The 22,751-nt window shown below is 65.0% G+C and carries 19 protein-coding genes; 5 read left to right on the forward strand and 14 right to left on the reverse strand.

Annotated features, from left to right (window positions below; genetic code table 11):
- Window positions 1–14 precede the first annotated feature (14 nt).
- From FJ942_RS11980 to dnaK, 9 genes are all read right to left on the reverse strand, one after another.
- The gene (locus tag FJ942_RS11980) at window positions 15–431 is read right to left on the reverse strand and encodes a GFA family protein (RefSeq protein WP_140897810.1); all 417 of its coding nucleotides are present in this window, start codon (window positions 429–431) and stop codon (window positions 15–17) included.
- 29 nt (window positions 432–460) lie between these two features.
- Window positions 461–925, reverse strand: a complete 465-nt coding sequence (locus tag FJ942_RS11985) for an SRPBCC family protein (RefSeq protein WP_140582720.1) — start codon at window positions 923–925, stop codon at window positions 461–463.
- Window positions 922–1,242: a helix-turn-helix domain-containing protein gene (locus tag FJ942_RS11990; protein ID WP_140491640.1), complete on the reverse strand. Its 321-nt coding sequence runs from the start codon at window positions 1,240–1,242 to the stop codon at window positions 922–924. The genes FJ942_RS11985 and FJ942_RS11990 overlap by 4 nt, the downstream gene beginning before the upstream one ends.
- Before the next feature lie 277 nt (window positions 1,243–1,519).
- On the reverse strand, window positions 1,520–1,807 hold the full coding sequence (locus FJ942_RS11995) for a DUF1330 domain-containing protein (RefSeq protein WP_140491638.1): 288 nt from the start codon (window positions 1,805–1,807) through the stop codon (window positions 1,520–1,522).
- A gap of 29 nt (window positions 1,808–1,836) precedes the next feature.
- Window positions 1,837–2,550, reverse strand: a complete 714-nt coding sequence (gene pyrF / locus FJ942_RS12000; RefSeq protein ID WP_181165186.1) for an orotidine-5'-phosphate decarboxylase — start codon at window positions 2,548–2,550, stop codon at window positions 1,837–1,839.
- Window positions 2,547–3,143 (reverse strand): NADPH-dependent FMN reductase, encoded by a 597-nt coding sequence (locus FJ942_RS12005; RefSeq protein WP_140491631.1) that lies wholly within the window; start codon window positions 3,141–3,143, stop codon window positions 2,547–2,549. Before FJ942_RS12005 ends, pyrF begins: the two co-directional genes overlap by 4 nt.
- A 222-nt stretch (window positions 3,144–3,365) precedes the next feature.
- Window positions 3,366–3,971 (reverse strand): phospholipid N-methyltransferase PmtA, encoded by a 606-nt coding sequence (gene pmtA / locus FJ942_RS12010; RefSeq protein WP_140514197.1) that lies wholly within the window; start codon window positions 3,969–3,971, stop codon window positions 3,366–3,368.
- Window positions 3,972–4,181: 210 nt separating this feature from the next.
- Window positions 4,182–5,312: a molecular chaperone DnaJ gene (gene dnaJ / locus FJ942_RS12015; RefSeq protein ID WP_140491627.1), complete on the reverse strand. Its 1,131-nt coding sequence runs from the start codon at window positions 5,310–5,312 to the stop codon at window positions 4,182–4,184.
- A gap of 213 nt (window positions 5,313–5,525) precedes the next feature.
- Window positions 5,526–7,442, reverse strand: coding sequence for a molecular chaperone DnaK (gene dnaK / locus FJ942_RS12020; protein WP_140514198.1), 1,917 nt, complete (start codon window positions 7,440–7,442; stop codon window positions 5,526–5,528).
- Between the two features lie 350 nt (window positions 7,443–7,792).
- On the opposite strand from dnaK, the gene FJ942_RS12025 reads away from it, so the two are divergent.
- From FJ942_RS12025 to FJ942_RS12045, 5 genes are all read left to right on the forward strand, one after another.
- Window positions 7,793–10,021 carry a hypothetical protein gene (locus FJ942_RS12025; protein ID WP_140897812.1) on the forward strand — a complete coding sequence of 743 codons (2,229 nt, stop codon included), beginning with the start codon at window positions 7,793–7,795 and terminating at the stop codon, window positions 10,019–10,021.
- Between the two features lie 10 nt (window positions 10,022–10,031).
- Entirely contained in the window at window positions 10,032–13,685 is a 3,654-nt protein-coding gene (locus FJ942_RS12030) for a hypothetical protein (protein WP_140897814.1), read from the forward strand.
- 201 nt (window positions 13,686–13,886) lie between these two features.
- Window positions 13,887–14,564: a ribulose-phosphate 3-epimerase gene (gene rpe, locus FJ942_RS12035; RefSeq protein ID WP_140563740.1), complete on the forward strand. Its 678-nt coding sequence runs from the start codon at window positions 13,887–13,889 to the stop codon at window positions 14,562–14,564.
- A gap of 417 nt (window positions 14,565–14,981) precedes the next feature.
- A complete protein-coding gene (locus tag FJ942_RS12040; protein WP_140493447.1) occupies window positions 14,982–15,728 on the forward strand; it encodes a GntR family transcriptional regulator in 747 nt (248 codons plus the stop codon).
- Window positions 15,729–15,942: 214 nt separating this feature from the next.
- A complete protein-coding gene (locus tag FJ942_RS12045) occupies window positions 15,943–17,472 on the forward strand; it encodes a malonyl-CoA synthase (protein ID WP_140524313.1) in 1,530 nt (509 codons plus the stop codon).
- A gap of 78 nt (window positions 17,473–17,550) precedes the next feature.
- On the opposite strand, the gene FJ942_RS12050 is transcribed toward FJ942_RS12045, so the two are convergent.
- The 5 genes from FJ942_RS12050 to FJ942_RS12070 are packed head-to-tail and all read right to left on the reverse strand — an operon-like array spanning window position 17,551 to window position 22,554.
- Window positions 17,551–18,663 carry an NAD(P)/FAD-dependent oxidoreductase gene (locus FJ942_RS12050; RefSeq protein WP_140897816.1) on the reverse strand — a complete coding sequence of 371 codons (1,113 nt, stop codon included), beginning with the start codon at window positions 18,661–18,663 and terminating at the stop codon, window positions 17,551–17,553.
- A 9-nt stretch (window positions 18,664–18,672) separates the two neighbouring features.
- Window positions 18,673–19,851 (reverse strand): N-acetylglucosamine-6-phosphate deacetylase, encoded by a 1,179-nt coding sequence (nagA, locus tag FJ942_RS12055; protein WP_140897818.1) that lies wholly within the window; start codon window positions 19,849–19,851, stop codon window positions 18,673–18,675.
- Complete coding sequence (locus FJ942_RS12060; RefSeq protein ID WP_140491611.1) at window positions 19,848–20,900, reverse strand: SIS domain-containing protein; 1,053 nt, start codon at window positions 20,898–20,900, stop codon at window positions 19,848–19,850. Before FJ942_RS12060 ends, nagA begins: the two co-directional genes overlap by 4 nt.
- On the reverse strand, window positions 20,897–21,679 hold the full coding sequence (locus FJ942_RS12065; protein ID WP_140491609.1) for a GntR family transcriptional regulator: 783 nt from the start codon (window positions 21,677–21,679) through the stop codon (window positions 20,897–20,899). The genes FJ942_RS12060 and FJ942_RS12065 overlap by 4 nt, the downstream gene beginning before the upstream one ends.
- The gene (locus tag FJ942_RS12070) at window positions 21,676–22,554 is read right to left on the reverse strand and encodes an N-acetylglucosamine kinase (RefSeq protein ID WP_140625256.1); all 879 of its coding nucleotides are present in this window, start codon (window positions 22,552–22,554) and stop codon (window positions 21,676–21,678) included. The genes FJ942_RS12065 and FJ942_RS12070 overlap by 4 nt, the downstream gene beginning before the upstream one ends.
- Window positions 22,555–22,751: the final 197 nt, after the last annotated feature.

A 22,751-nucleotide genomic window follows, 5' to 3' on the forward strand; every position in this document is an offset into this window, starting at 1 on the left:
TTGCCTGCCGTACGCTATCCCAAAGGCATTCGCTCGAATGCCTGCAAGGAAGGATCTATCCTGTCCCAGGCATGGCCGCGGATGGCATATGTGACCACCTGCGGATTGAACTGGCCGGGATCATCAAGGCTGGTCGCGTGGACCGCTATCAGGTCCGGCATCGCGACTTGCGTCAGGTAGACCGGCGTTCCACAGGTCGGGCAGAAGGCGTGGATCTTTTCGTTGCCGCTGTCGCCAGCCACCCGCCAGGTGTTCGCTTCGCCCGTTATCGTCACATCGGCTCGCCGGGGGAAGGTCAGATAGGAGCTGTGACCCGTGCCGCTTCGCTTCTGGCATCCGTGGCATTGGCAGTGGTTCTCGAAGATGGGTTCGCTGCTCGTTTCATAGCGGATCGCACCGCAGGCGCATCCGCCGGTGTAGCGTTTGGTCATTATCGTTTTCCCACAGTCGGATTTGCTGGTCAGGCCGATTTCGGCTTGGCGAAAATGTCGATGCCACTGCCGGTCTCCAGGAAGGATTTCATGCTGGACAGCACCGCCGGCCATCCCTGGCTGACGCCCTTCGCCATGCCGCTGCCGGCTTCGAGCTCGTCATGGCTGACGGTCAGCCGCACCATCGTGTCGTATTCCTCGATGGCGAACGTCACCCGGCTGTATTTCGACGCATCGTCGGCCTGCGAAGCGTTTGCCCAGGTCATCACGAGACGGGTCGGCGGCGAGATCTCGACGACCTTGCCGACCAGTTCGACGGTGCGCTCGTCATTGGCGCGGATATGTTCCCATTTCGATCCCGCCTTCCAGTCCGAGACGTTCTCGTGGCCCCAGTAACGCCGTGCGATGTCGGGCCTGGTTATGGCCTCGAACACTTTTTGCGGCGTCGAGCGGATGTAGGTCACGTAGACAAAGCTGGTCGTCTCTGCGGTCATTTGTCTTCTCCTTCGAGTTCCTGTTTCAGGTCATGCAGCAGGCTGAGCCGCTGGCGTTCGAATTTGCGCACCCAGCGCTCGTAGACCTCGTGCAGCGGCACGGGATTGATGAAATGCAGCTTCTCGCGGCCGCGTTTGACCGTGCTCACCAGATTGGCCGCCTCCAGCAGGTCGATGTGCTGGGTGGCGGATTGCCTGGCCATATCGAGATGTTCGCAAAGCTGGCCCAGCGTCTGCCCGTTCTTCTCGCACAGAAGATCAAGCAGCCTTCTGCGTGTCGGGTCGCCCAGCGCCTTGAAAACCTTGTCCGCGTCCATCGGGTTCACTCTGATGTGAAGCCATAATATGCAGGTAAATACCTGCATGTCAACCCGCGATCGGCCGGCATCAAAATTACCCCCGTGTAAGGGCTGTTCGGACGCGATTGCTAAAGGGATTATGCGTCAGCCATGTCGTGGCCGTTGTCGAACGACTGTGCCGGTTGTCGCTCAAAGACAACCGGGCGGGGCGCCGCCTGCTGGGCCAGGCTGCGGGATGTGAACCTCAGGACTCGTGCAAAGGCCGCGGCCGGCACTGATGCCGGCCGGGATAGCCTCAGACGCCCTCGACTAGCACGATCTCGCCGTCGGCGACCTTCTGGCGAATGGCGGCGGCGCGCTGGTATTCAGGTGAATGGTAGCAGTCATGCGCGGCGGCAAGCGTCTCGAACTCGATGACGACGTTGCGCGCGCGGCCGGCCCCTTCTGCCTTCTCATGCTCGCCGCCGCGCGCCAGGAATTTCGCGCCGAAGCGCTCGAAGGCCGGCTTGGCGGCGGCGACATAATCCTTGTAGCCTTCCGCGTCGCGCACATCGACGCGGGCGATCCAGTATCCCTTGGGCATCCTTCTTCTCCGAAGCCGTTCGTTGGAAATTATGCCGAGCGCATTTCGTCGAGGATGGCTTCAGCCGCCGCGCGTCTGTCCGCCGCGGCGACGATCGGGCGCCCGACGACCAGATGGCTGGAGCCGCTGCGGATGGCATCCGCCGGCGTCATCACGCGCTTCTGGTCGCCATGGTCGCTGCCGGCGGGGCGTATGCCTGGCGTTACCACCGCCATGTCGGGCCCGACGATGCGGCGCACCGCCTCTGTTTCCGCGGCCGAGCAGACGATGCCGCCCATGCCGGCATGCAGCGCCTGTTCCGCGCGCCGCAGCACCAGCGTGTGCGGGTCGTATTCGTAGCCCGCGTCGATCACGTCCTGTTCGTCCATCGAGGTCAGCACGGTGACGGCAAGCAGGCAAAGCTCGCTGCCTCTCGCCGCCTCGACCGCCGCCCGCATGGTCTTCGGGTAGGCATGCAGCGTCAGCATGGTCATGCCCATCTTGACGATGTTCTCGACCCCCTTGGCCACAGTGTTGTCGATGTCGAGCAGCTTCATGTCGAGAAAGATCTTCTTGCCCGCGCTGGCGAGCTCCCTGGCGAAATCGAGCCCGCCGGCGAAGGCGAGCTGATAGCCGATCTTGTAGAAGGAGACGACGCCATCGAGTTCGCGTACCGCCTTCTCGGCCTCTTTCAAGCTCGGCACGTCGAGGCCGACGATCAGCCTTTCGCGCATTGTGTCGGTCTGCATGGCGTTGGCGATCACGGCTCGACCCGGGTCGACAGCATGCGCGAGGTTTCGATCAGCGTGCGGCATAGGTGCTCCATGGTTCGGTGCAGTCGTTCGTCCTTGAAACGCCCGTCCTCGTCGAAGGCGTTGCCGCCTTCCGGCACCGAGCATTCCGGCGTCACCACCTCCATCTGGCAACGCACCAGCACGGCGCGCAGATGGTTGATGCAGCGTATCCCGGCGAAGTGTCCGCTGGAAGACGAACTGAGGCCGGCGACCTTGCCGGCAAACGGCCTCACCGCACGGCCGCCATCCTTGCGCACCCGGCTCACCCAGTCGATCGTGTTCTTGAGCAGCGGCGGAATGGAGCCGTTATATTCGGGCGTGGCGATCAGCAGCCCGTCATGGGCAATGATCATCCGGGCAAGTTTCAGGGCGTTTTCGGGGACGCCTTTTTCCTTCTCCAGATCCTCATCCATGATCGGCAAGGGATAGTCGCCAAGCGAGATGCGAGTGACCTCGGCGCCTTGCACCGCAAGTTCCTTCTGCGCCACGTCGGCGGTCCTGCCACTGAAGGCCCCGGCCCGGACCGAGCCGGCAAAGACGAGGATTTTTGGGATCACTGCCATTGGCCAACCTTGTTCCCGGACAGGTACAGCCAGAGCCCGCTCAAATCAATGCAGATCAGGCAAAGCGTCATCCTCGGGCTTGCCCCGAGGATCTGCCAACGCATCCAAGTCAGACATTTTCGTCCCAATGCCCACCGCATCTGATACCGCTATGCGGCAGATCCTCGGGACAAGCCGCAGGATCACGACTTTCGAAGACATTCGCGGTCGGCTTCGCAATCCCTAATGCGCCTCGCGCCGGTAGATCCACAGCTGCGTCGGCGGGATGTTGCGGATGATGAAGTCGAAATGCTTGACAGTATAGTCGCCGCGGCCGGGCGGGATCGGCGACATCGGGCCGTAGGTCAGCTGCACGATCGGCCGGCCGGCCGGAATGCGGTCAAGCAGGCTTTCGATATAGGCGATGCGCTGGGCGACCGGGAAGTTGAGCAGCGGCACGCCCGAGACCACCGAATCGAACATCATCCCGCTCTTGGCGCCAAGCGTGGCGTTGAGATTGAAGGCGTCGCCCTCAATGACGTTGACGCCGGGGTAGAGCCGGCGCAGATGGCGCACGAAGTCGGTGGAATATTCGACCGCGTAAAGGTTTTCAGGCCTCACGCCCTGGGCCAGGATGGCGCGGGTGATGACGCCGGTGCCGGGCCCGACCTCGAGCACCGGCAGACCGGACTTCGGGTCGACGATCGAAGCCATCTTGCGGGCGGTGATGGAGCTGGTCGGCACGATCGAGCCGACCGTCTTCGGCTTGTCGATCCAGCCCTTGAAGAACTTCAGCTCGTCATCGAACTTTTCGGCAAGCGCCTTCCGCAGTCCCGGACCACGTGTCATGCAAGCTCTCCTCAGCGCTCCCCTGAGAGCTACTTAACACCTAAGCCGCCCAAGGCAAGGCAGGGTCATGCCTATGTCGTGGATAAGATAGTTTTCGTCGCGTCTAAAAATGCGCGCCTACTGCGGTTTTCACGGCGCGTGTCGGCCGCCCGGCAGGTGAGGCGCAGCGCCGACACCGGCAAGGCAAGCCACACGCGCACAGGCCGTCGATCAACGCTCGCCGAACGACTCGAAAAAGTCCTTCATGCGGGCGAAAAAGCCGCTCGACTGGGGGGAATTGTCCTGTGAGGAGAGCTGTTCGAATTCCTCCAGCAGCTCGCGTTGGCGGCGCGACAGGTTCTGCGGCGTCTCGACCGCCGTCTGGATGTAGAGGTCGCCGACATTGGGCTGGCGCAGCACCGGCATGCCCTTGCCCTTGAGGCGGAACTGGCGGCCGTTCTGGGTGCCCTCCGGCACCTTCACCTTGGTCTGCGTTCCGTCCAGCGTCGTCACCTCGAACGAGCCGCCAAGGGCGGCAGTCGTCATCGAGATCGGCACCTTGCAGTAGAGGTCGGCGCCGTCGCGCTGGAAGAATTCGTGCGGCTTGACCGCGAGGAAGATGTAGAGGTCGCCCGACGGCCCGCCGCGCAAGCCGGCTTCGCCCTCATTGGCAAGCCGGATGCGGGTGCCGTCCTCGATGCCGGCTGGGATGTTGACCGACAGCGACCGCTCCTCGGTGACGCGGCCCTGGCCGGCGCATTTCGGGCACGGATCCTTGATCGTCTGGCCGCGGCCCTGGCATTGCGGGCAGGTGCGCTCGATGGAGAAGAAGCCTTGCGTGGCGCGCACCTTGCCGTGGCCGTTGCACATCGAGCACGTGACCGGCTGGGTTCCGGGCTTGGCGCCGGTTCCCGAACATTCCGAACAGGAGATCGAGGCCGGCACGCGGATCTGCGCGGTCTTGCCGGCAAAGGCCTCTTCCAGTGAGATTTCCATGTTGTAGCGCAGGTCGGCGCCGCGCTCGCGGCCGCCGGAAGAGCGGCGCTGGCGGCCACCCATCATGTCGCCGAAAATGTCCTCGAAAATGTCGGCGAAGCCGCCGGCGCCGAAGCCGTGTGCGCCGCCGTTCATGCCGCCCTGCTCGAAGGCCGCGTGACCGAAACGGTCATAGGCCGCGCGCTTCTGCGGATCCTTCAGCGTCTCGTAGGCTTCGTTGATTTCCTTGAACTTGTGCTCGCAGGCATGGTCGCCCGGATTGCGGTCGGGGTGGAACTGCATGGCGAGCTTGCGGAAAGCGCTCTTCAGTTCCTTGTCGTCGGCACCCTTGTGCACGCCCAGCGTTTCGTAGAAATCAGCTTTCATTTTTTCCCGCTGTCCGGATGCTCAACGTCTTCATGCAGTGTTGCGTCGTTTGCCGGCACGTTGCCACGATTTAGGATCGGCGCAGCCCGGATGCTAGGGCCGGCGCGGAGCTGTTCGTGCTTTTCGACGATTTTTTCCGCACTTTTTCTGCCAGGGTTGCAAAAAAGCCCGGCTTTGCGCCGGGCTTTCCGCTTTATCTTGCCGTCAGCCGGTTCAGGCCGACTTCTTCTTGTCGTCGTCCTCGTCGATTTCCTCGAAATCGGCATCGACCACATCCGAGTCCTTGGCGGCGTCCGCCTTGGCATCGGCTTCCGCCGCTTCCTTCTGCGAGGCCTCGTACATGGCCTGGCCGAGCTTCATCGAAGCCTCCGCGAGCGCTTGGCTCTTGGCTTCGATTTCCGCTGCGTCGTCACCCTCGGTAGCGGTCTTCAGCGCCGCGATCGCGTCCGATATCGCCGTGCGGTCGGCTTCCGAGACCTTGTCGCCATATTCCTTCAGCGACTTCTCCGAGGAATGCACCAGCGCCTCGGCCTGGTTGCGGGCCTCGACCAGCGCGCGCCGCTTCTTGTCGGCGTCGGCATTGGCTTCGGCATCCTTCACCATCTTCTCGATGTCGGCGTCCGAAAGGCCACCCGAGGCCTGGATGCGGATCTGGTGCTCCTTGCCGGTGCCCTTGTCCTTGGCCGAAACATTGACGATGCCGTTGGCGTCGATGTCGAAGGTGACCTCGATCTGCGGCACGCCGCGCGGGGCCGGCGGAATGCCGACCAGGTCGAACTGGCCGAGCGCCTTGTTGTCGGCGGCCATTTCGCGCTCGCCCTGGAAGACCCGGATGGTCACGGCCGACTGCGAATCCTCAGCCGTCGAGAACACCTGGCTCTTCTTCGTCGGGATCGTCGTGTTGCGCTCGATAAGCCGGGTGAACACGCCGCCCAGCGTCTCGATGCCGAGCGACAGCGGGGTCACGTCGAGCAGCAGCACGTCCTTGACATCGCCCTGCAGCACGCCGGCCTGGATGGCGGCGCCGAGTGCGACGACCTCATCGGGGTTGACGCCCTTGTGCGGCTCCTTGCCGAAGAACTGCTTCACGATTTCCTGGATCTTGGGCATGCGGGTCATGCCGCCGACCAGCACCACTTCGTCGATCTCGCCCGCCTTCAGGCCGGCATCCTTGAGCGCCGCCTTGCACGGGTCGATGGTGCGCTGGACGAGGTCTTCGACCAGGCTTTCGAACTTGGCGCGCGTCAGCTTCAGCGTCAGGTGCTTGGGCCCGGTAGCGTCGGCGGTGATGAACGGCAGGTTGATCTCGGTCTGCGTCGTCGACGACAGCTCGATCTTGGCCTTCTCGGCAGCCTCCTTGAGGCGCTGCAAGGCAAGCTTGTCGTTCTTCAGGTCGATGCCCTGTTCCTTCTTGAACTCGGCCGCCAGATACTCGACGAGGCGCATGTCGAAATCCTCGCCGCCGAGGAAGGTGTCGCCATTGGTCGACTTCACCTCGAAGACGCCGTCACCGATCTCGAGCACCGAAATGTCGAACGTGCCGCCGCCAAGGTCATAGACGGCGATGGTCTTGCCGTCCTTCTTGTCGAGGCCGTAGGCGAGGGCAGCCGCGGTCGGCTCGTTGATGATGCGCAGCACTTCGAGGCCGGCGATCTTGCCGGCGTCCTTGGTCGCCTGGCGCTGGGCGTCATTGAAATAGGCCGGAACGGTGATGACCGCCTTCTCGACCTTCTCGCCGAGATAGGCTTCCGCCGTTTCCTTCATCTTCTGCAGGATCATGGCCGAGATCTGGCTGGGCGACTGCTTCTTGCCGCCGGCCTCGACCCAGGCATCGCCATTGTCGCCCTTGACGATCTTGTAGGGGACAAGCTTCTTGTCCTTTTCCGTCACCGGATCGTCATAGCGGCGGCCGATCAGGCGCTTGACCGCGAAGATGGTGTTTTCAGGATTGGTGACCGCCTGGCGCTTGGCCGGCTGGCCGACGAGACGTTCGCCGTCGCCCGAGATGGCGACGATGGAAGGCGTCGTGCGCGCGCCTTCCGCATTCTCGATCACCTTCGGCTCCTTGCCGTCCATGATGGCGATGCAGGAGTTGGTGGTGCCGAGATCGATACCGATTACTTTTGCCATTTTTCTAGTCTCTCCGCTAAGCAGGCTCTCAGGACCCGTAAGGCGTTCCGACGAAAGCCCCTGTTCACAAGAAATCCCGTTCGGCAACCGCTGTTGCGGCGCTGGACGGCTTGGCGCGTATATAAGAACAGGCAGCATCGGGCGCAAGCATTCTGCGCAAGGCTTCCACCATCCTCGCCAGCGGATGGCGAAACGGCCCGATTACGCCTGCGCCCGCGGCATCGCGTCCGCCCGCTTCGCTGCGCTGCGTCTGAAAGAATAGCCGGGCTCCTCAGTGAACCTTTCCGCCTTCGCGTTCGACTGACGCTCAGGCGCCGCATGATGCGGCCACGGGAAAGGAGAGCCCCCCAATGACCCGCATCCCAGAGATACCGTGGTCTCCGCGACCAGCAGGAGCTCGGCGCGACCATCGTCTTCGCGACAAGGTCGATGCCCTTGGCTTTCCGCTGGTTCCGTTGACCCTGCACAGGAGCAGGCGTATCCTGACCATGAGGAAAGCAGACAATTCGATCGGGGACGAACGTGCTGGAACGCCGCGCCTTGCGCTGGTTTGCGCGGCAGGATCGGTTGGTTCTCCGTTAGACTTCGGGGGGAGTTCCATGTCTCGCGATCACCGCCGGTTCGCGCCCTCTCGTGCCGGCCGTTTGGGCGGCGTGGCGAAGGCCGCCAGCGCCTTTCTTGTCCTGGCGCTGATCGCCGGCCTGTGGCTTGGCGGCCCCGCGCGGGCGCAGGAAACCCGGATCATCTATCCCGGCTCGATGGCGGTCACCGGATTTTCCGGCACCGTCATTCCCGATTTCGACTCTTCAGATTCCGAAAAGGGGGGCCTGCCGCCCGGCGTCGATCCGATTGACGAGACCTTCATCGACACGGCGCGCGCCACCTTGCGCGTTTTCGACGTTTCAAGCCTGGGCGGGCCGGCCTCCGGCCAGCTCGTCTACACGCCGCCGCCTTTCGAGGTGACATCAGGCCAGATCGGCCAGGTGTTCGGCCTCACCTATGATGACGGCATGCGCGGTGGCGTCCCGTCAGGCATTCCCAATCTCTATGGCGGCGCCACCTCGCTGCACGGCATCCGCATCGTCACGCCTGACGCCGACGATGACGGCCGTCCGGAGCGGCAGCGCCGCGGCATGGCAGGCGCTGCCTTCATGGAGGGCCAGTTCGGCACCGAGAACGGCGGCGGGCCGGGCACCATCTGGAAGGTCGACGGCATCAGCGGCCAGGTCGCCAAATTCGCAGACATCGACACCAACAGCGGGCCCGGCATCGGCAATCTCACCTTCGACCCCATCCACCGCCAGGTCTTCGCCTCCGACCTCGATACCGGTCTGATCCATCGCATCGACCCCAATGGCGCGCTGGTCGACACGTTCGACCATGGCGTCGCCGGGCGCCCGGCGCATGGCCTGGCTCCGGTCGCCGACGATGGCGCCGTCATGGACATACAGGGCGCGGCCTTCGACACGGAAGACCCCGAGACCTGGGGCTACACCCAGGACGAGCGCCGTGTCTGGGCCGTCGCCTATCATGGCGGCCGGCTCTATTATTCCGTCGGCGAGAAGGCCGAGATCTGGTCGGTGGGCATTGCCCGCGACGGCCGCTTCGCCGGCGATCCCCGTTGGGAGCTGACGGTCAAGGCCGACAAGGACTACGCCGTCACCGACATCGCCTTCGACGATAGCGGCTTCATGTACCTGGCCCAGCGCGGCCCGGTCGAGAACCGCTACGACTACAGCCAGTTCGCCGATTCCGGCAAGGGCGAGGTCATCCGCTACTTCAGCGAAAACCCGGACGATCCGGCAACGGAATCGGTCTGGGTGGAAGCGCCGCAGGAATATGCCGTCGGCTTCCCGCAAGGTTTCAGGCAGTCGGCCGGCGGGCTGGACCTGCAATATGGGTACGACGCCGAGGGCGATCTCGACACGTCGGCCTGCACCCGGACGCTGGTCAACACCGGCGACAAATTGCGCGACAATCCGGCTCTTGCCGAGCGGCTCGCCGCTGGCGGGCCGCTCGCCCTGCATGGCGTGCAGATCACGCCCAGGGAACTGGTCAAGCCGGCCAATGTGCCGCCTTTCGGCTCCTGGTTCGTCGACTTCGACGGCTATTTCGAGGACCCGGAAGTGGAAGGCCATGTCGGCGACGTCGCCGTCTGGCATCCCTGCGAGGGCCGCGCCGGCTATTATGAGGAAATCCCGGGCGGCTATCTGCCACCGTTCTATCCGCCGGACTTCCAACCGCCCGGCAACCTGCCCCCTTGTCTCGATGTCGACGATGTCAGGTATTTCTGCACACCGCGCGGGCTCGAGGCGGACCTTTATCTCCATGACCATGCCGGCCTCGGCGGCGATTCGATCAAAGCCCATTCCAGGACGCCAGGCGTCGGGGTGACCTCGCCCATGTCGCATGCGCCGGGCAAGCCCTACACGATCGGCATCACCGGCCACGATCCGGGCGACACGGTCGATGTCGGGCTCTGCTTCTACAGGAAATCCGACAAGGACAAGGGTGGCTACTACCCTTGCTGCAAGATGACCTTGCCGCTCAGAACGCCAGCCGTCAGCTGCGAACGCTGAGGAGGGGACGATGAACAATCTCGCACTCTCCCCGCTGGGCGTCGCCGACAAATCAACCGTCATGAACACGAGGCGCCTGTCATATGCCAGGCGCGGCGCGCGCTGGCTGGTGGCCGCCGGTATCGCGGTCGCCATGCTGCCTGCGCTGCCGGCACTTGCCGAAGACACGGCTCCGGCCAGGACCGTCCAGGCCGCCAGCCCGAATATGGAATTCAAGCTGGACAATCCGCACATCATCAATCCGGAGCCCGGACGGGCCGTGCCGTTCTTCACCAAGACCGGCGGCCAGCGAAGCTGCGACTATGTCTTCTACACGTTGAGCTTCGGCCTGCGCGGCGCCCCGCAAGACTTCTCCAGTCCGGGGCTGTCGGCTTCGCTGCAGAGGGCCCGGCTCGACTTCAAGGACCAGCTCCCGCATGGCTTGCAAATCGTCGACATGCAGGTCTCCGGTGACGGCACCGATGCGCTGGGCGGACCTCTGCCTGCCGCCGTCATCAGCAATTCGGCCGGCCCCAACGACACGGCAACGGTTTCGGATTTCCGGATTTCCGCTTCCGATCTCGACGGCTCGGGCGCACCGGGCGAACGTGTCATCACTTTCCGTATCACCGCCAGGATCGACCACGCGGCGTTCCCCGCGCCGGCGACGGTCGACAATCAGGGCCTGGTCAAAGTCACCGTCGGCACCGGCACGGGAACCATCATTCCCTCACAGGATCCGGGCAAGCCGGACTACGGCAATTTTCTCACCGGCGAAAAGACCTCGATGCGGATCGACCTGACCAAGTGCAATCCGCCGCCACCGCCGCCTCCGGGCAAGGAATGCTTCAAGGTGGAGCGCGGCACGGTCGACTGCGTGCCCGGCGGCGGCGCGTTCATCTACCATATGCCTGTCGGTCCCGAGATGGGCGGCAAGTGGGTGCAGCTTTCGACGGCCACGCCAGGCATCACGATCGTCCCCGACACACAGAAGGTGCCGGCCGGCGGCGGTGTGCTGAACTGGAAGATCGTCGGCGCCTCGCCCGGCGACGTCATCCACCTCGTCGTCACCGGCATCGAGACCTATGCCGGGCCGAAAGAGGGTTGGGGGCTCTGCTGCACGCAGACCATCGACATCGTCATCCCGCGCGACCAGAGATGTCCGCCCAAGGACAGGGAACCGGACCTGAAGGTCGAGAAACGCGCCGATGTCACGCGCTGCACCATGGGCGGCGGCTGCGACTTCAGCATCCGGGTCACCAATGTCGGCGACGCGCCCTACAACGGCAAGATCGTGCTCGACGAGGTGACGCTGCCGGCGGGCTCGACGCTCGATTCGGGACCCAATCCGCCCTGGACCTGTGTGCCCGGCGCCACCCCGATGATGTGCACCCATCCGGTGACCACGCTCAATCCGGGGGCTTTCATCGACCTGGAGTTCGGCTTCAAGCCGGCTGGCGGCTGGCAAGGCAGCAGCTTGCGCAACTGTGCCACCTATAACTATGCCGCCAGCGGCAAGCCGCTGTTCGGCAGCCAGGCCAACGACCGTGGCTGCGCCTCGATCCCGATCTGCCGGCGTGGCGATCGCGATCGCGACTGCCGGCCGCCGGTCGAGAAGAAGGCCGACCTGATCCTGAAAAAGCGTGCCCGCGCGGAAGCCTGCACCGCCGATGGCGTGTGCAGCTTCGTCATCGACATCATCAACAACGGCACCTCGACCTATAACGGGCCGCTGACCGTGGTCGACACCTATCCCGGGGGCGCGCCGGCCTCCTCGACCTTTGGCCCGAGCCCACCCTGGACATGCGGTCCGAACGGCCCCGGCCAGTTCCGTTGCGACAATGCCGGCATCTCGCTGCCGCCGGGCGCTTTGACGGCGATCGTCGTCAAGGCGGTGGTGCCGGCCGGCTACCGGTCGGACACGGTCGAGAATTGCGCCGAGGTGAAACCGATCCCCGGCGAAACCGACCTCACCAACAACCGGGCCTGCGCCAAGCAACGCATCCCTCGTCCCAATGGCGGCCAGCCTGTCCTGCGTATCACCAAGACATGCGGCAGTTCGTTGGCGGGTGCCGCTTTCGTCTCCTGCCGCATCACCGTCAGCAATGCCGGCACGGCTGCCCCCACCGGTCCGGTGCGGGTCAACGATGCCGCCACTTTGGTGGCGGGCGGCGCGCCCGTCCAGATCCAGACCGTCACATCAAACGGCGCGGAATGGGCATGCGGGCCGGTTCCGGCCGACACGCTGGCGTGCCAGATTCCAGGCGCCGTCATGACACCCGGAACCAGCAGGCACTTCGACGTGACGGTTTCGGCCAACGGCGAGTTCGAGAATTGCGCGCGGGGCTCCTACGGCCCGGCGCAGGGCGAGGACGTCGTCCATCCGGTCGGCCGGGCCTGCGCCAAGGGCGGCGGGGTCTCGTCCATCCGCGTCGAGAAGACCGGCGACCGCGAGTGCCGGCCCGGAGAACCCTGCTCGTTCGAGATCACCATCACCAACGACGGCTCGGCGGAATTTTCCGGCCCTGTCCGCATCGGCGATGCGATCGGCGTCGAAGGCCTCGGCCGGCTGGAAGGCGTCGCGATCACCTCGATCGAGCCGGCCTTCGGCTGCTCGCCGGAACCGGCGGCCTTGCCTGCGTCCTGCATCGCAGACCTGACGCTTGGCGCTGGCGAAAGCCGCGTCCACCACGTCACCGTGGTCATCCCCGACGACGGCCGCCTGGCCAATCTGCAAGGCAGCGTCAACGGCCAGAACTGCGTCGGCGTGCTCTCTCCCGACACGCGGGTGCAGGGCGGCGGAGATGTGCTTTCCCGCGACCAGGCCAATACCCAGGGCAATCGCGACAAGGCCTATGCCTGCCATCCCTTCGCCATCAGGCATGAGACGAAGAAGGAATGCTCGGCAGGCTTCGTCATGAACGACGCCGGCCGGTGCGTCTGCCCGCAAGGCACCACCTATCGCAACGGCCAGTGCTCGTCCGGCGGCGTCATCATCCCGCCGAAGGAGCCAAAGCGTTGCGTGCTGCTCGAGGGCCAGGTCCGCACAGAGGACGGACGCTGCGTCTGTCCGCGCGGGACCGAGTTGGAGAATGGCGCCTGCGTCACGATATCCAGGCCGGGCTGCGCGATACCGGGCTCGGTGCCGACATCGAACGGCCATGGCTGCACCTGTCCCAGGGGCACGCATCTCGACCGGGATGCCAACGCCTGCGTACGCGACAGGCCGAAGCCTGAGCAGTGCACCATCCGCGGCCAGGTCCACGACGCCAATGGCGACTGCGTCTGCCCGAGGGGGACCGAGCTGCGCAATGGAGTGTGCCGGCGCAAGCAGCCCGATGTGGAGCAGTGCGACATTCGCGGCCAGATCCACAACAAGCGCGGCGAGTGCGTCTGTCCGCGTGGAACCCAGGTGATCGACGGCGCATGCCGCCGGTCCAGGCAAGAGAGCGAATGCGCGCCGGGCTCGCAAATGGTCAACGGCCAGTGCCAGCCGATCTTCAGGCGGCGTTGCCCGGAAGGCATGATCGGCCGTTATCCAAACTGCAGGCCGGTGCGCGGGCTGCCCTCGCTGGAACTCAACCCGGGACTGCTGCTGCAGCAGGTTCTGCCACGGCGCAGGCCGCAGTCCGAACAGCAGCAGGATACGGCTCCAAACAGAATCCTGAATCTCCAGCAGCAGTAACCATCGCCTGAAGGCACATCGGAAACCCCGCCGGAGCAATCCGGCGGGGTTCTTCGTGGCCGGGCAGGCTGAAGCTGCAACACGAAGAGGACGCCGCACTACCCCAGCTGTGGAACCGCCAAGCTCGCACCCTCGACAAGTCAGCGGCTGCGCTTTAGGCAGTGATCAGATGAAAAAGGCGCTCGGAAAGGCCCCGTCATCATGACGAAAAAAACCTTGATCGCACCTTCGGTGCTGGCTTCGGACTTTTCGAAGCTGGGCGACGAGGTCGAGGCCGTCGCGGCAGCCGGCGCCGACTGGATCCATCTCGATGTGATGGACGGCCATTTCGTCCCCAACATCACCTTCGGTCCGCCGGTGATCAAGGCGATCCGCAATCGCACCAAGGCTTTCTTCGACTGCCATTTGATGATTGCGCCGGCCGATCCCTATCTGGCAGCCTTCGCCGAGGCCGGGTGCGACGGCATGACCGTGCATGCCGAGGCCGGGCCGCATCTCGACCGCTCGCTGCAGACGATCAGGAATCTCGGCAAGAAGGCCGGCGTTTCGCTCAATCCGGCAACGCCGGAAAGTGCGATCGAATACGTGCTCGACAGGCTCGACCTGATCCTGATCATGACCGTCAACCCGGGTTTCGGGGGCCAGGCCTTCATTCCGGCAATCGTCGACAAGGTGAGGCGGGTCAAGGCGCTGATCGGCGGCCGGCCGATCCGCATCGAGATCGACGGCGGCGTGTCGCCCGAAACCGCGCCGCTGGTGACCGCCGCCGGCGCCGATGTGCTGGTGGCCGGCGCCGCCATCTTCAAGGGCGGCAGCGTGGAAGCGTACCGGGCAAATATCGGGGCGATCAGGACGGCGGCCGACAAGGCAGCCGGCTAAAAGCACCGCACAAGGAACCGATGGAGGCCAGGATCTCCCCACGTGGTCAACCCCGGGGGCCTGCACTGCGCGCTTCGCTGCGGCTGGCCCCGCGACAAAAGCCATGGGCAGGATAAAAGGCCTGATTCGGTCCCACTGTTCGGTGTCTTTTGCGCGCGACGGAAAAGAGGTTCGCGCGGAGGCACGGAAGAACAGGTGATCCTGCATATAAACACGTTAAATTTCCGCCGGTTGTAGCCGAACACGATTTCGTTCGACCAGATATAGGATCGTGCATATTTCTTTGTTCTAAAGTACAATGACGCGATCTCCCGCTTGAGCGCGTCGAGGCGCGCGCGGTAGGGTACGTGTACGGAAAGGGAACTGTTTCTCGGACTCGAATTGCCCAGGACAAGATTTGGGGACAAGGAGCCGATTTTGACATACGCAGCTGCCAATCTGAATGACGACGGCACAGGCTCGAAGAGTACGCTCGCCAGCACCGTCTATCATCAACTCCGTGCCGATCTTCTGCGGGGCGCCTTTGAAACCGAGAGCAAGCTGCGGGTTGAGTGGGTTGTTTCCAAATATGGCGCCGGCGCTTCCCCGGTTCGTGAGGCTCTCAATCGCCTGGCCTCGGAAGGGCTTCTCGGTCGGCATGACCAGCGAGGCTTCTTCATCATGCCGGTCAGCGCGGCAGAGCTCGAGGAATTGACACGTACCCGTTGCTGGCTCGAGGAACGGGCGCTTCGCGAATCCATCGCCCACCGCACCGCCGAATGGGAAGAACAGCTGGTTCTGGCGTTGCATCGGTTGGGGCGCACCTCACGTCTCATGCCAACGGATCTGTCGTCGCTCAATCCGGACTGGGAGAGACTGCACCGCACTTTCCACCGTGCGCTGATCTCGGCCTGCCGGTCGCGATGGCTGGTGGGGTTTTGCGACCAGCTTTCCGATCACGCCTACCGCTACCGCCGAATGGCCAGTAACGGCGAAGGCGTCCAGCGCGACGATTTTGCGGAGCACCGCCTGATCGCGGAAAATGCGCTGGACGGTAATGCCGACGCCGCGGTCGAAGCCCTGCTCAATCACTATCGCCTGACGGCAGCCATGTGCATGGAGCGCTTCAAGCAGGTCGAAGCATCAGAGCCGGCCAGCGCCAGGGCCGAGCGCACCCCACGGTAGCGCCGCATCGCGCCCCAAGCCTTTGCCCCCCACCGCCGAGGCCTTCCGCTTTTCGCCGGCGACATGATCATGGCGGCCGCGTGGAGCCGCCCTTGCGGGCTTGACGGGTCGGCAAGAACCACCACCAGTCTGGCGCCGTGCAAGCGGCCGAACCGGAAGACAGGCCCGGCTCCGTCGGATGCATGCCTTTGGCCGCCAGACGCAGGAAGACCTCATGAGCAATCATCTGTTCGACATTTTCCGGTCCCGGATGCCGAAGCCCGGACGCCTGTTGATGCGGACGGATGACGGCCGCGTGCTGACTTATGGCGACATGCTGGCGCGCTCGGCGCAACTGGCGCACGCGCTTTCGCAACTTAGCGTCGAGCCCGGCGACCGGGTCGCGGTGCAGGTCGAGAAGAGCCCGGAAGCTATGCTGCTGTACCTCGCCTGCCTGCGTGCCGGCGCCGTCTTCTTGCCGCTCAACACCGCCTATACGCTGGCCGAACTCGCCTATTTCTTCGGCGACGCCGAGCCCCGGCTGGTCGTCTGCGATCCGGCACGGGCAGCCGACATCGAAGCCCTGGCGCAAAAATGCGGAGCCCTTGCCGTCACCCTCGACGGCAAGGGGCAAGGATCGCTGGCGGACCAGGCGTCGCGGCAATCGCCCGACTTCCACGACGTCGCGCGCGGTCCCGACGATCTTGCGGCGATCCTCTACACGTCGGGAACGACCGGCCGCTCGAAAGGGGCCATGCTCAGCCACGAGAACCTCGCCTCGAATGCGCGCGTGCTGGTCGACTATTGGCGCTTCACATCGGACGATGTGCTGATCCACGCACTGCCCATCTTCCACACCCATGGGCTGTTCGTCGCCACCAACGTCATCCTGATGGCCGGCGCCTCGATGCTGTTCGAGCAGAAATTCGACGCAGGGCGCATCGTCTCGCTCTTGCCGGACGCCACGGCGCTGATGGGCGTGCCGACCTTCTATGTCCGGCTCTTGCAGCAGGACGGGTTGACCCGCGAGGCGGCAAGAAACATCCGCCTGTTCGTTTCCGGCTCCGCGCCGCTGCTGGCCGAGACGCACAGGGCCTGGCGCGAGCGCACAGGCCACGCCATTCTCGAGCGCTACGGCATGACCGAGACCAACATGAACACCTCGAACCCCTATGATGGCGAGCGCCGCGCCGGCACCGTCGGCTTTCCCTTGCCTGGCGTGTCGTTGCGCATCGCCGACCCCGACACTGGCAGGCCGCTTGCCCAGGGTGAGGTCGGCATGATCGAGGTCAAGGGCCCGAACGTCTTCTCCGGCTACTGGCGCATGCCGGAAAAGACCAAAGCGGAATTCCGCGCCGACGGCTTCTTCATCACGGGCGATCTCGGCATGATCGACCCCGACGGTTATGTCCACATCGTCGGCCGCGGCAAGGACCTGATCATCTCGGGCGGCTACAACATCTATCCCAAGGAGCTCGAGAGCGAGATCGACGCGCTTGACGGCGTCCTGGAAAGTGCCGTCATCGGCGTTGCCCATCCCGATTTCGGCGAAGGCGTAACGGCCGTCGTGGTTCGCTCGCCGGCTTCGACCGTCACCGCTGCCGAGATACTCAATGCCATTGCCGCGCGCGTGGCGAAATACAAGCATCCCAAGCGCGTGGTCTTCGTCGACGAATTGCCGCGCAACACCATGGGCAAGGTGCAGAAGAATCTGCTGCGCGATACCTACAAGGACCTTTTTTCCATAAGCAGTCCCGCCAGCTAAGTCGATCCAGGCAAGGATACCTCATCCCGCTTGTTTGGACGGGAGGCATCGCGACAGTTTCGTGCGGTCGCCTGGGCACTATCGGGGGAACAAGAGACCGACGACATGCTCGGCCAGCGCCAGGCTTGCCGTCAGGCCCGGGCTCTCTATGCCGAACAGGTTGACGATCCGGCCCGCGCGGTGGTCGGCCGGCCCCTGCACCATGAAGTCGGCCGCCGGCTGGTTCGGGCCCGACAGTTTCGGCCTGATCCCGGCATAGGCCGGCAGCAGGGCGCCGTCCCTCAGATCCGGCCAATAGCGCCGGATCTCGTCATAGAAGACCGTGCTGCGGCCGGGATCCACCGTATAGTCCGCCTGGCCGATCCATTCGACGTCGGGGCCGAAGCGCGCGCTGCCGCCGAGGTCGAGGGTCAGGTGCACGCCCAGGCCGCCATTGACCGGCACTGGATAGATCAGCCGCGAGAATGGCGAGCGGTCCGAAAGCGAAAAGTAGTTGCCGCGCGCCAGCCAGAGCGGCGGCACGAGCTCTGGCGGGAACCCTTCGATGCTACCGGCCAGCGCCTGCGCGTCGAGCCCTGCGGCATTTACGAAAGCGCCGGCTTTCAACGCGAACGTCTCGCCGTCGCCATCGCGCGTGGTGATACGAATCCCGTCGGCCTCGACCGTCGCCGCTGCGACGGCGGTCAGGAAGGCGAACGACGCACCGGCCGCCTCCGCGTCGCCGCGCAGCGACAGCATCAGCCCCTGGCTGTCGACGATGCCCGTCGACGGCGACAGCAGCGCCCCGGCGCAGCTCAGCGCCGGTTCGAGGCTTTCTGCTTGCGCGGCGGTCAGCAAATCGAGGTCGTCGACGCCGCATTGTTCCGCATTGGCCCGGATTGCATTGAGCCGAGGCAGCTGGCCCGGTTCGACGGCGACGATCAGCTTGCCGGTGCGTCGATGGCCGATGCCGCGCTCGCGGCAATAGGTATAGAGCCGTTCGCGTCCTTCGACGCAGAAACGCGCCTTCAGGCTTCCGGGCGCGTAATAGAGCCCGGCATGAACGACTTCCGAATTGCGCGAACTGGTGACGGTGCCGATCGAAGCGGCCTTTTCGACCACCAGCACTTCGCGGCCCGACAGGGCGAGCGCCCTGGCGATGGCGAGCCCGACGACGCCGGCTCCGGCGACGACGCAATCGACGTCAGGCATTGCCGGCTTTCACCGTTGCCCGCCGGCGCTGGTCGAAAAAACCTTGTCGCCGCCGATCCAGACCCTTTTGATGTCGAGATCGTCCGAAAGCGCAACGATGTCGGCGGCGGTGCCCTTGGCGAAGCGGCCGAGCCGGTGCGACTGGCCGATCGCCTGCGCCGGATAGAGAGACGCCATGCGCAAGGCCTCGGAAAGCTCCACGCCCACGCTGCGATGAGTGAAGCGCACAGCCGAGATCATGTCGAGATCCGCGCCGGCCAGCGTTCCATCGGCAAGCCGCAGGCTGCCGTCCTTGCGGTAGATGGTGCGGCCGTTGAGCGTGAAGGAGGTCATGTCGGTGCCGATCGTCGCCATGGCGTCGGTGACCAGCACGATCCTGCCCGGCCCCTCTTTGGCCCGCAGCGCTATTGCGATGGTGGCGGGATCGACATGGATGCCGTCGGCGATCAGTCCCGCGGACAGGCCGCCGATGTCGATGGCGGCGCCCGCCAGTCCCGGCTCCCGGTTGCCGATCTGGCTCATGGCATTGAACAGATGCGTGACCACGCTGGCGCCGGCCTCGGCGAAGGCTTTGGCCGTGGCGTAGCCGGTGTCGGAATGGCCGAGGCTGACGATGATGCCGGCCTTGGCCAAGGCCGTCACGCGGGCCGCCTCGACGGATTCGGGTGCGATCGTGGTGAGCAGCACCGGGAGCTTGCCTCGCGCCGCGATCAGCATCGCCTCGTCCTTGTCCGTCATCGGCCGGATCAGCGCCGGGTCATGCGCGCCCTTGCGGGCGATCGACAGATGCGGACCTTCCAGATGCAGTCCGAGGAACCCCGGCACTTTCCGCAGTGCCGACGCCTCGCCGGCGGCAATCGCCGCGGCGGTGATATCAGCCGTATCGGTGATCAGCGTCGGCAGCAGCGCCGTGGTGCCGAACGGCGCATGCGCCCGGCAGATGGTCTCGATCGAGGCGACATCGGGGTGATCGTTGAGCATGACGCCGCCGCCGCCATTGACCTGGATGTCGACGAAGCCCGGCGTCAGCATGCCGCCGCCGGTGTCGACGCGGCGCATATCCGCGGCAAGCGCGCCGGTGGGCAGGATGGCCTCGACCAGGCTGTCGCGCACGACGAGGGCATGACCGTCATGCCAGTCGTCGCCGTCGAAGATACGGGCGCCAGTCAGGGCGAAACGGTCGCTCATACGGTCTCCGTCACCTTGCGAAGGTTGCGCGGCGTATCCGGGTCGAGGCCGCGGTGGCGCGCAAGGGCCTCGACGAACACGTAGAAGGACACGATCAGCGTCAGCGGATCGGTCAGTGGATGGCCGGTGGCGACATGCGGCAGGCGTGTGGCCTTGTTCGCCAGCATCGAGGTGACGAAGACCGGCGCCCCCTTGGCCGCCAGGCTGTCGGCGGCTTCGGCCACGGACGGTTCGGATGCGTCGCGCGCGGCCAGGGCCAGCACCGGAAAATCGGGGCCGATCAGCGCCAGCGGGCCATGCATGACTTCGGCAGCACTGTAGGCCTCGGCATGCATGCCGCAGGTTTCCTTGAATTTCAGCGCCGCTTCGTTAGCCATCGCCGCGGATGGGCCGCGGCCGAGGATGAACAGCGACTTCTGCTTTTCGATCGTTTCGACGAGCACGCTCATCCAGTCGCAAGCGATCGCCTTGCCGAAATGCTCGGGCAAGCGGGCAAGCGCCTTGAGAAGCGCTTCGTCGCCGGTGGAATGCGCCATCAGAGCAAGGCCGGCGACGGCGGAATTGACGAAGGTCTTGGTCGCCGCGACGCTGCGCTCGGGCCCGGCCAGGATGTCGATCGCATGGTCCGAGGCGCGCGCCAGCGGTGAATCGGCGGTGTTGGTGACGGCGATGGTCAGCGCGCCACCTGCCCGTGCGGTTTCGGCCATGGCGACGATGTCGGGGCTCTTGCCCGACTGCGAGATGGCCAGGCACGCGGAGCCGCCGAGCCTGAGCTTGCGGCCATAGATCGAAGCGATGGAAGGGCCGACCGAAGCCACCGCAAGACCGGCGGTGAGTTCGACCGCGTATTTCATGAAAGTAGCGGCATGGTCGGACGAGCCGCGCGCCACGGTGACGACGAAATGCGGGTCGCGCTCGCGAATGCCGCGGCCGGCTTCGGAAAGTACGGCACCGGAACCGTCGAGCAGGCGGGCGACGGCTTGCGGGATCTCCTCGATCTCGCGCCGCATATGGGTCGGCTCCGTCGATTTGTTCGGCTCGGTCGTCATGGTCGGCCCTCTTCGCTCGGCCCTGTCAGCCGCAGTTCGGCGACGAAATCATAAGCGTCGCCCCTGTAGATGGAGCGGGTGAACTCGATCACCTTGCCGCTCGCCAGATAGGAAATACGCTCGATGTGCAGGCCGGCAATGCCCGGCGGCACTTCGAGCAGGCGCGCGTCGCCGTCGCCGAGATTGGCGGCCGAGATGCGCTGCACCGCGCGCACCGGCCTGTTGCCGGTCAATTCCAGGGCTGCGTAGAGCGAGGAGCCAATTCCAGCGGGGTCCGGCAGCACGCTGGCCGACAGCGAGGCGCGCTCGATCGCCAGCGGCGTGTCGTTGGCTATGCGCAGGCGCGCCACGCGCGCCACCAATTCGTTCGACGACAGGCCGAGCACCATCATCTCGTCGGGCGAGGGCGCGTAAAGGCCGCGGTCGAGCCAGGCCGAGCGCACAACCATGCCACGCCGCGCCATGTCCTCGGTGAAGGAGGTCAGCCGCGACAGCGACTGCTCGACCCGCTCCATGCGCGGCGCCACGAAGGTGCCGGAGCCGTGGCGCTGGACCAGGATGCCGCCCTTGACGAGGTCCTGCACCGCCTTACGCACGGTGACGCGCGAAATATCGGCCTTGATGGCGATGTCGCGCTCGGAAGGCAGCGCGTCGCCGGGCCCGATCAGGCCGCGGTTGACGGCATCCTCGATGCTCTTGCGCAGCTGCAGGTAAAGCGGCGCACCGCTTTGCGAGGACTGTTTCAGCGCGGCGAAGATCTGGTCGGCGGCGTCGCTCATCGAGCCGCTCCCCTCGGCGCGAACAGGCGGACCGCCATCTGCACGGCGCCGCCGAGCGCATCGTCGAGCGGCTCCCGAAGCAGCGCCCGGTAGCGTGCAGACAGGCGCGGCGCGTAGAGCGGCGCCAGCCCGCCGAGCAGGCAGAGCGGCGCGTCGTCCGCCAACTCCAGCGCGCCGAGCGAGGCCTCGACATCGGCGACTGCCTTGTCGAGGATCCAGTTGGCGACCGCGTCGCCTTTTTCGGCATGTTCGAACACTTTGGGGGCGAAGCCGCCGAAATCGCCGGGCTTGGCATTGGTGGTGAATTCGACCACATCCTCCGGATTGTCGCGGAACACGGCCATCATGCTATCGGTCAGCGCCGAACGCGCGCGCACGCCATCATGGGCAAGCAGGGTCTGTTCGAGCAGGTCGCGGCCGATGCGGGCGCCGCTGCCCTGGTCGCCGACCTGGAAGCCCCAGCCGCCGATGGCACGCGACTTGCCGTTCTTGCGCGCCATGTAGGCGGTGCCGGTGCCGAGGATCGCCATGGCGCCGTCGCCGGAACCGACCGCGCCTTCCAGCGCGATTTCGGCATCGGTTTCGACGCGGCTGGTGCTGAACGGCAGGATCGCCTCGAGCTGCTGCCGGTAGGTGCCGACATTGGCGCCGGCGAGGCCGAGAATGGCCGGTGTTTGCGGGATCAGGTCCGGATCCTGGCCAGCCGCGACAAAGGCTTGCCGCGCCGCCTCGACGATGTTCGACCGGGCGCCGGTCAGGTCGGTGCGGATGTTGGCGGCGCCGCTTTTGGCGCGGCCGAGCACCGTGCCGTCCGCCATTGCCAGGGCCGCCCTGCAGCTGGTGCCGCCGCCATCGATGCCAAGCACGAATTTCACGTGATTTCTCCTCCAGGCCGATAATACCAATAAAATACCAATAGCCAAGGGTTAATTTCCGCTGCAAAAACATTAGAGCGTATCTTATTGAAAAACTTGGTCATTTACCTGCGCCAGCGATTTCGAGACCGCGAATTCGTTAATGCGTGTGGACAAGTGGTATTTTTTTGGTATTGTTTTCCGAATTGGAGGAATTG

Origin of the sequence: Mesorhizobium sp. B2-4-2 (assembly GCF_006442845.1) — a bacterium.
GTDB lineage: Bacteria > Pseudomonadota > Alphaproteobacteria > Rhizobiales > Rhizobiaceae > Mesorhizobium.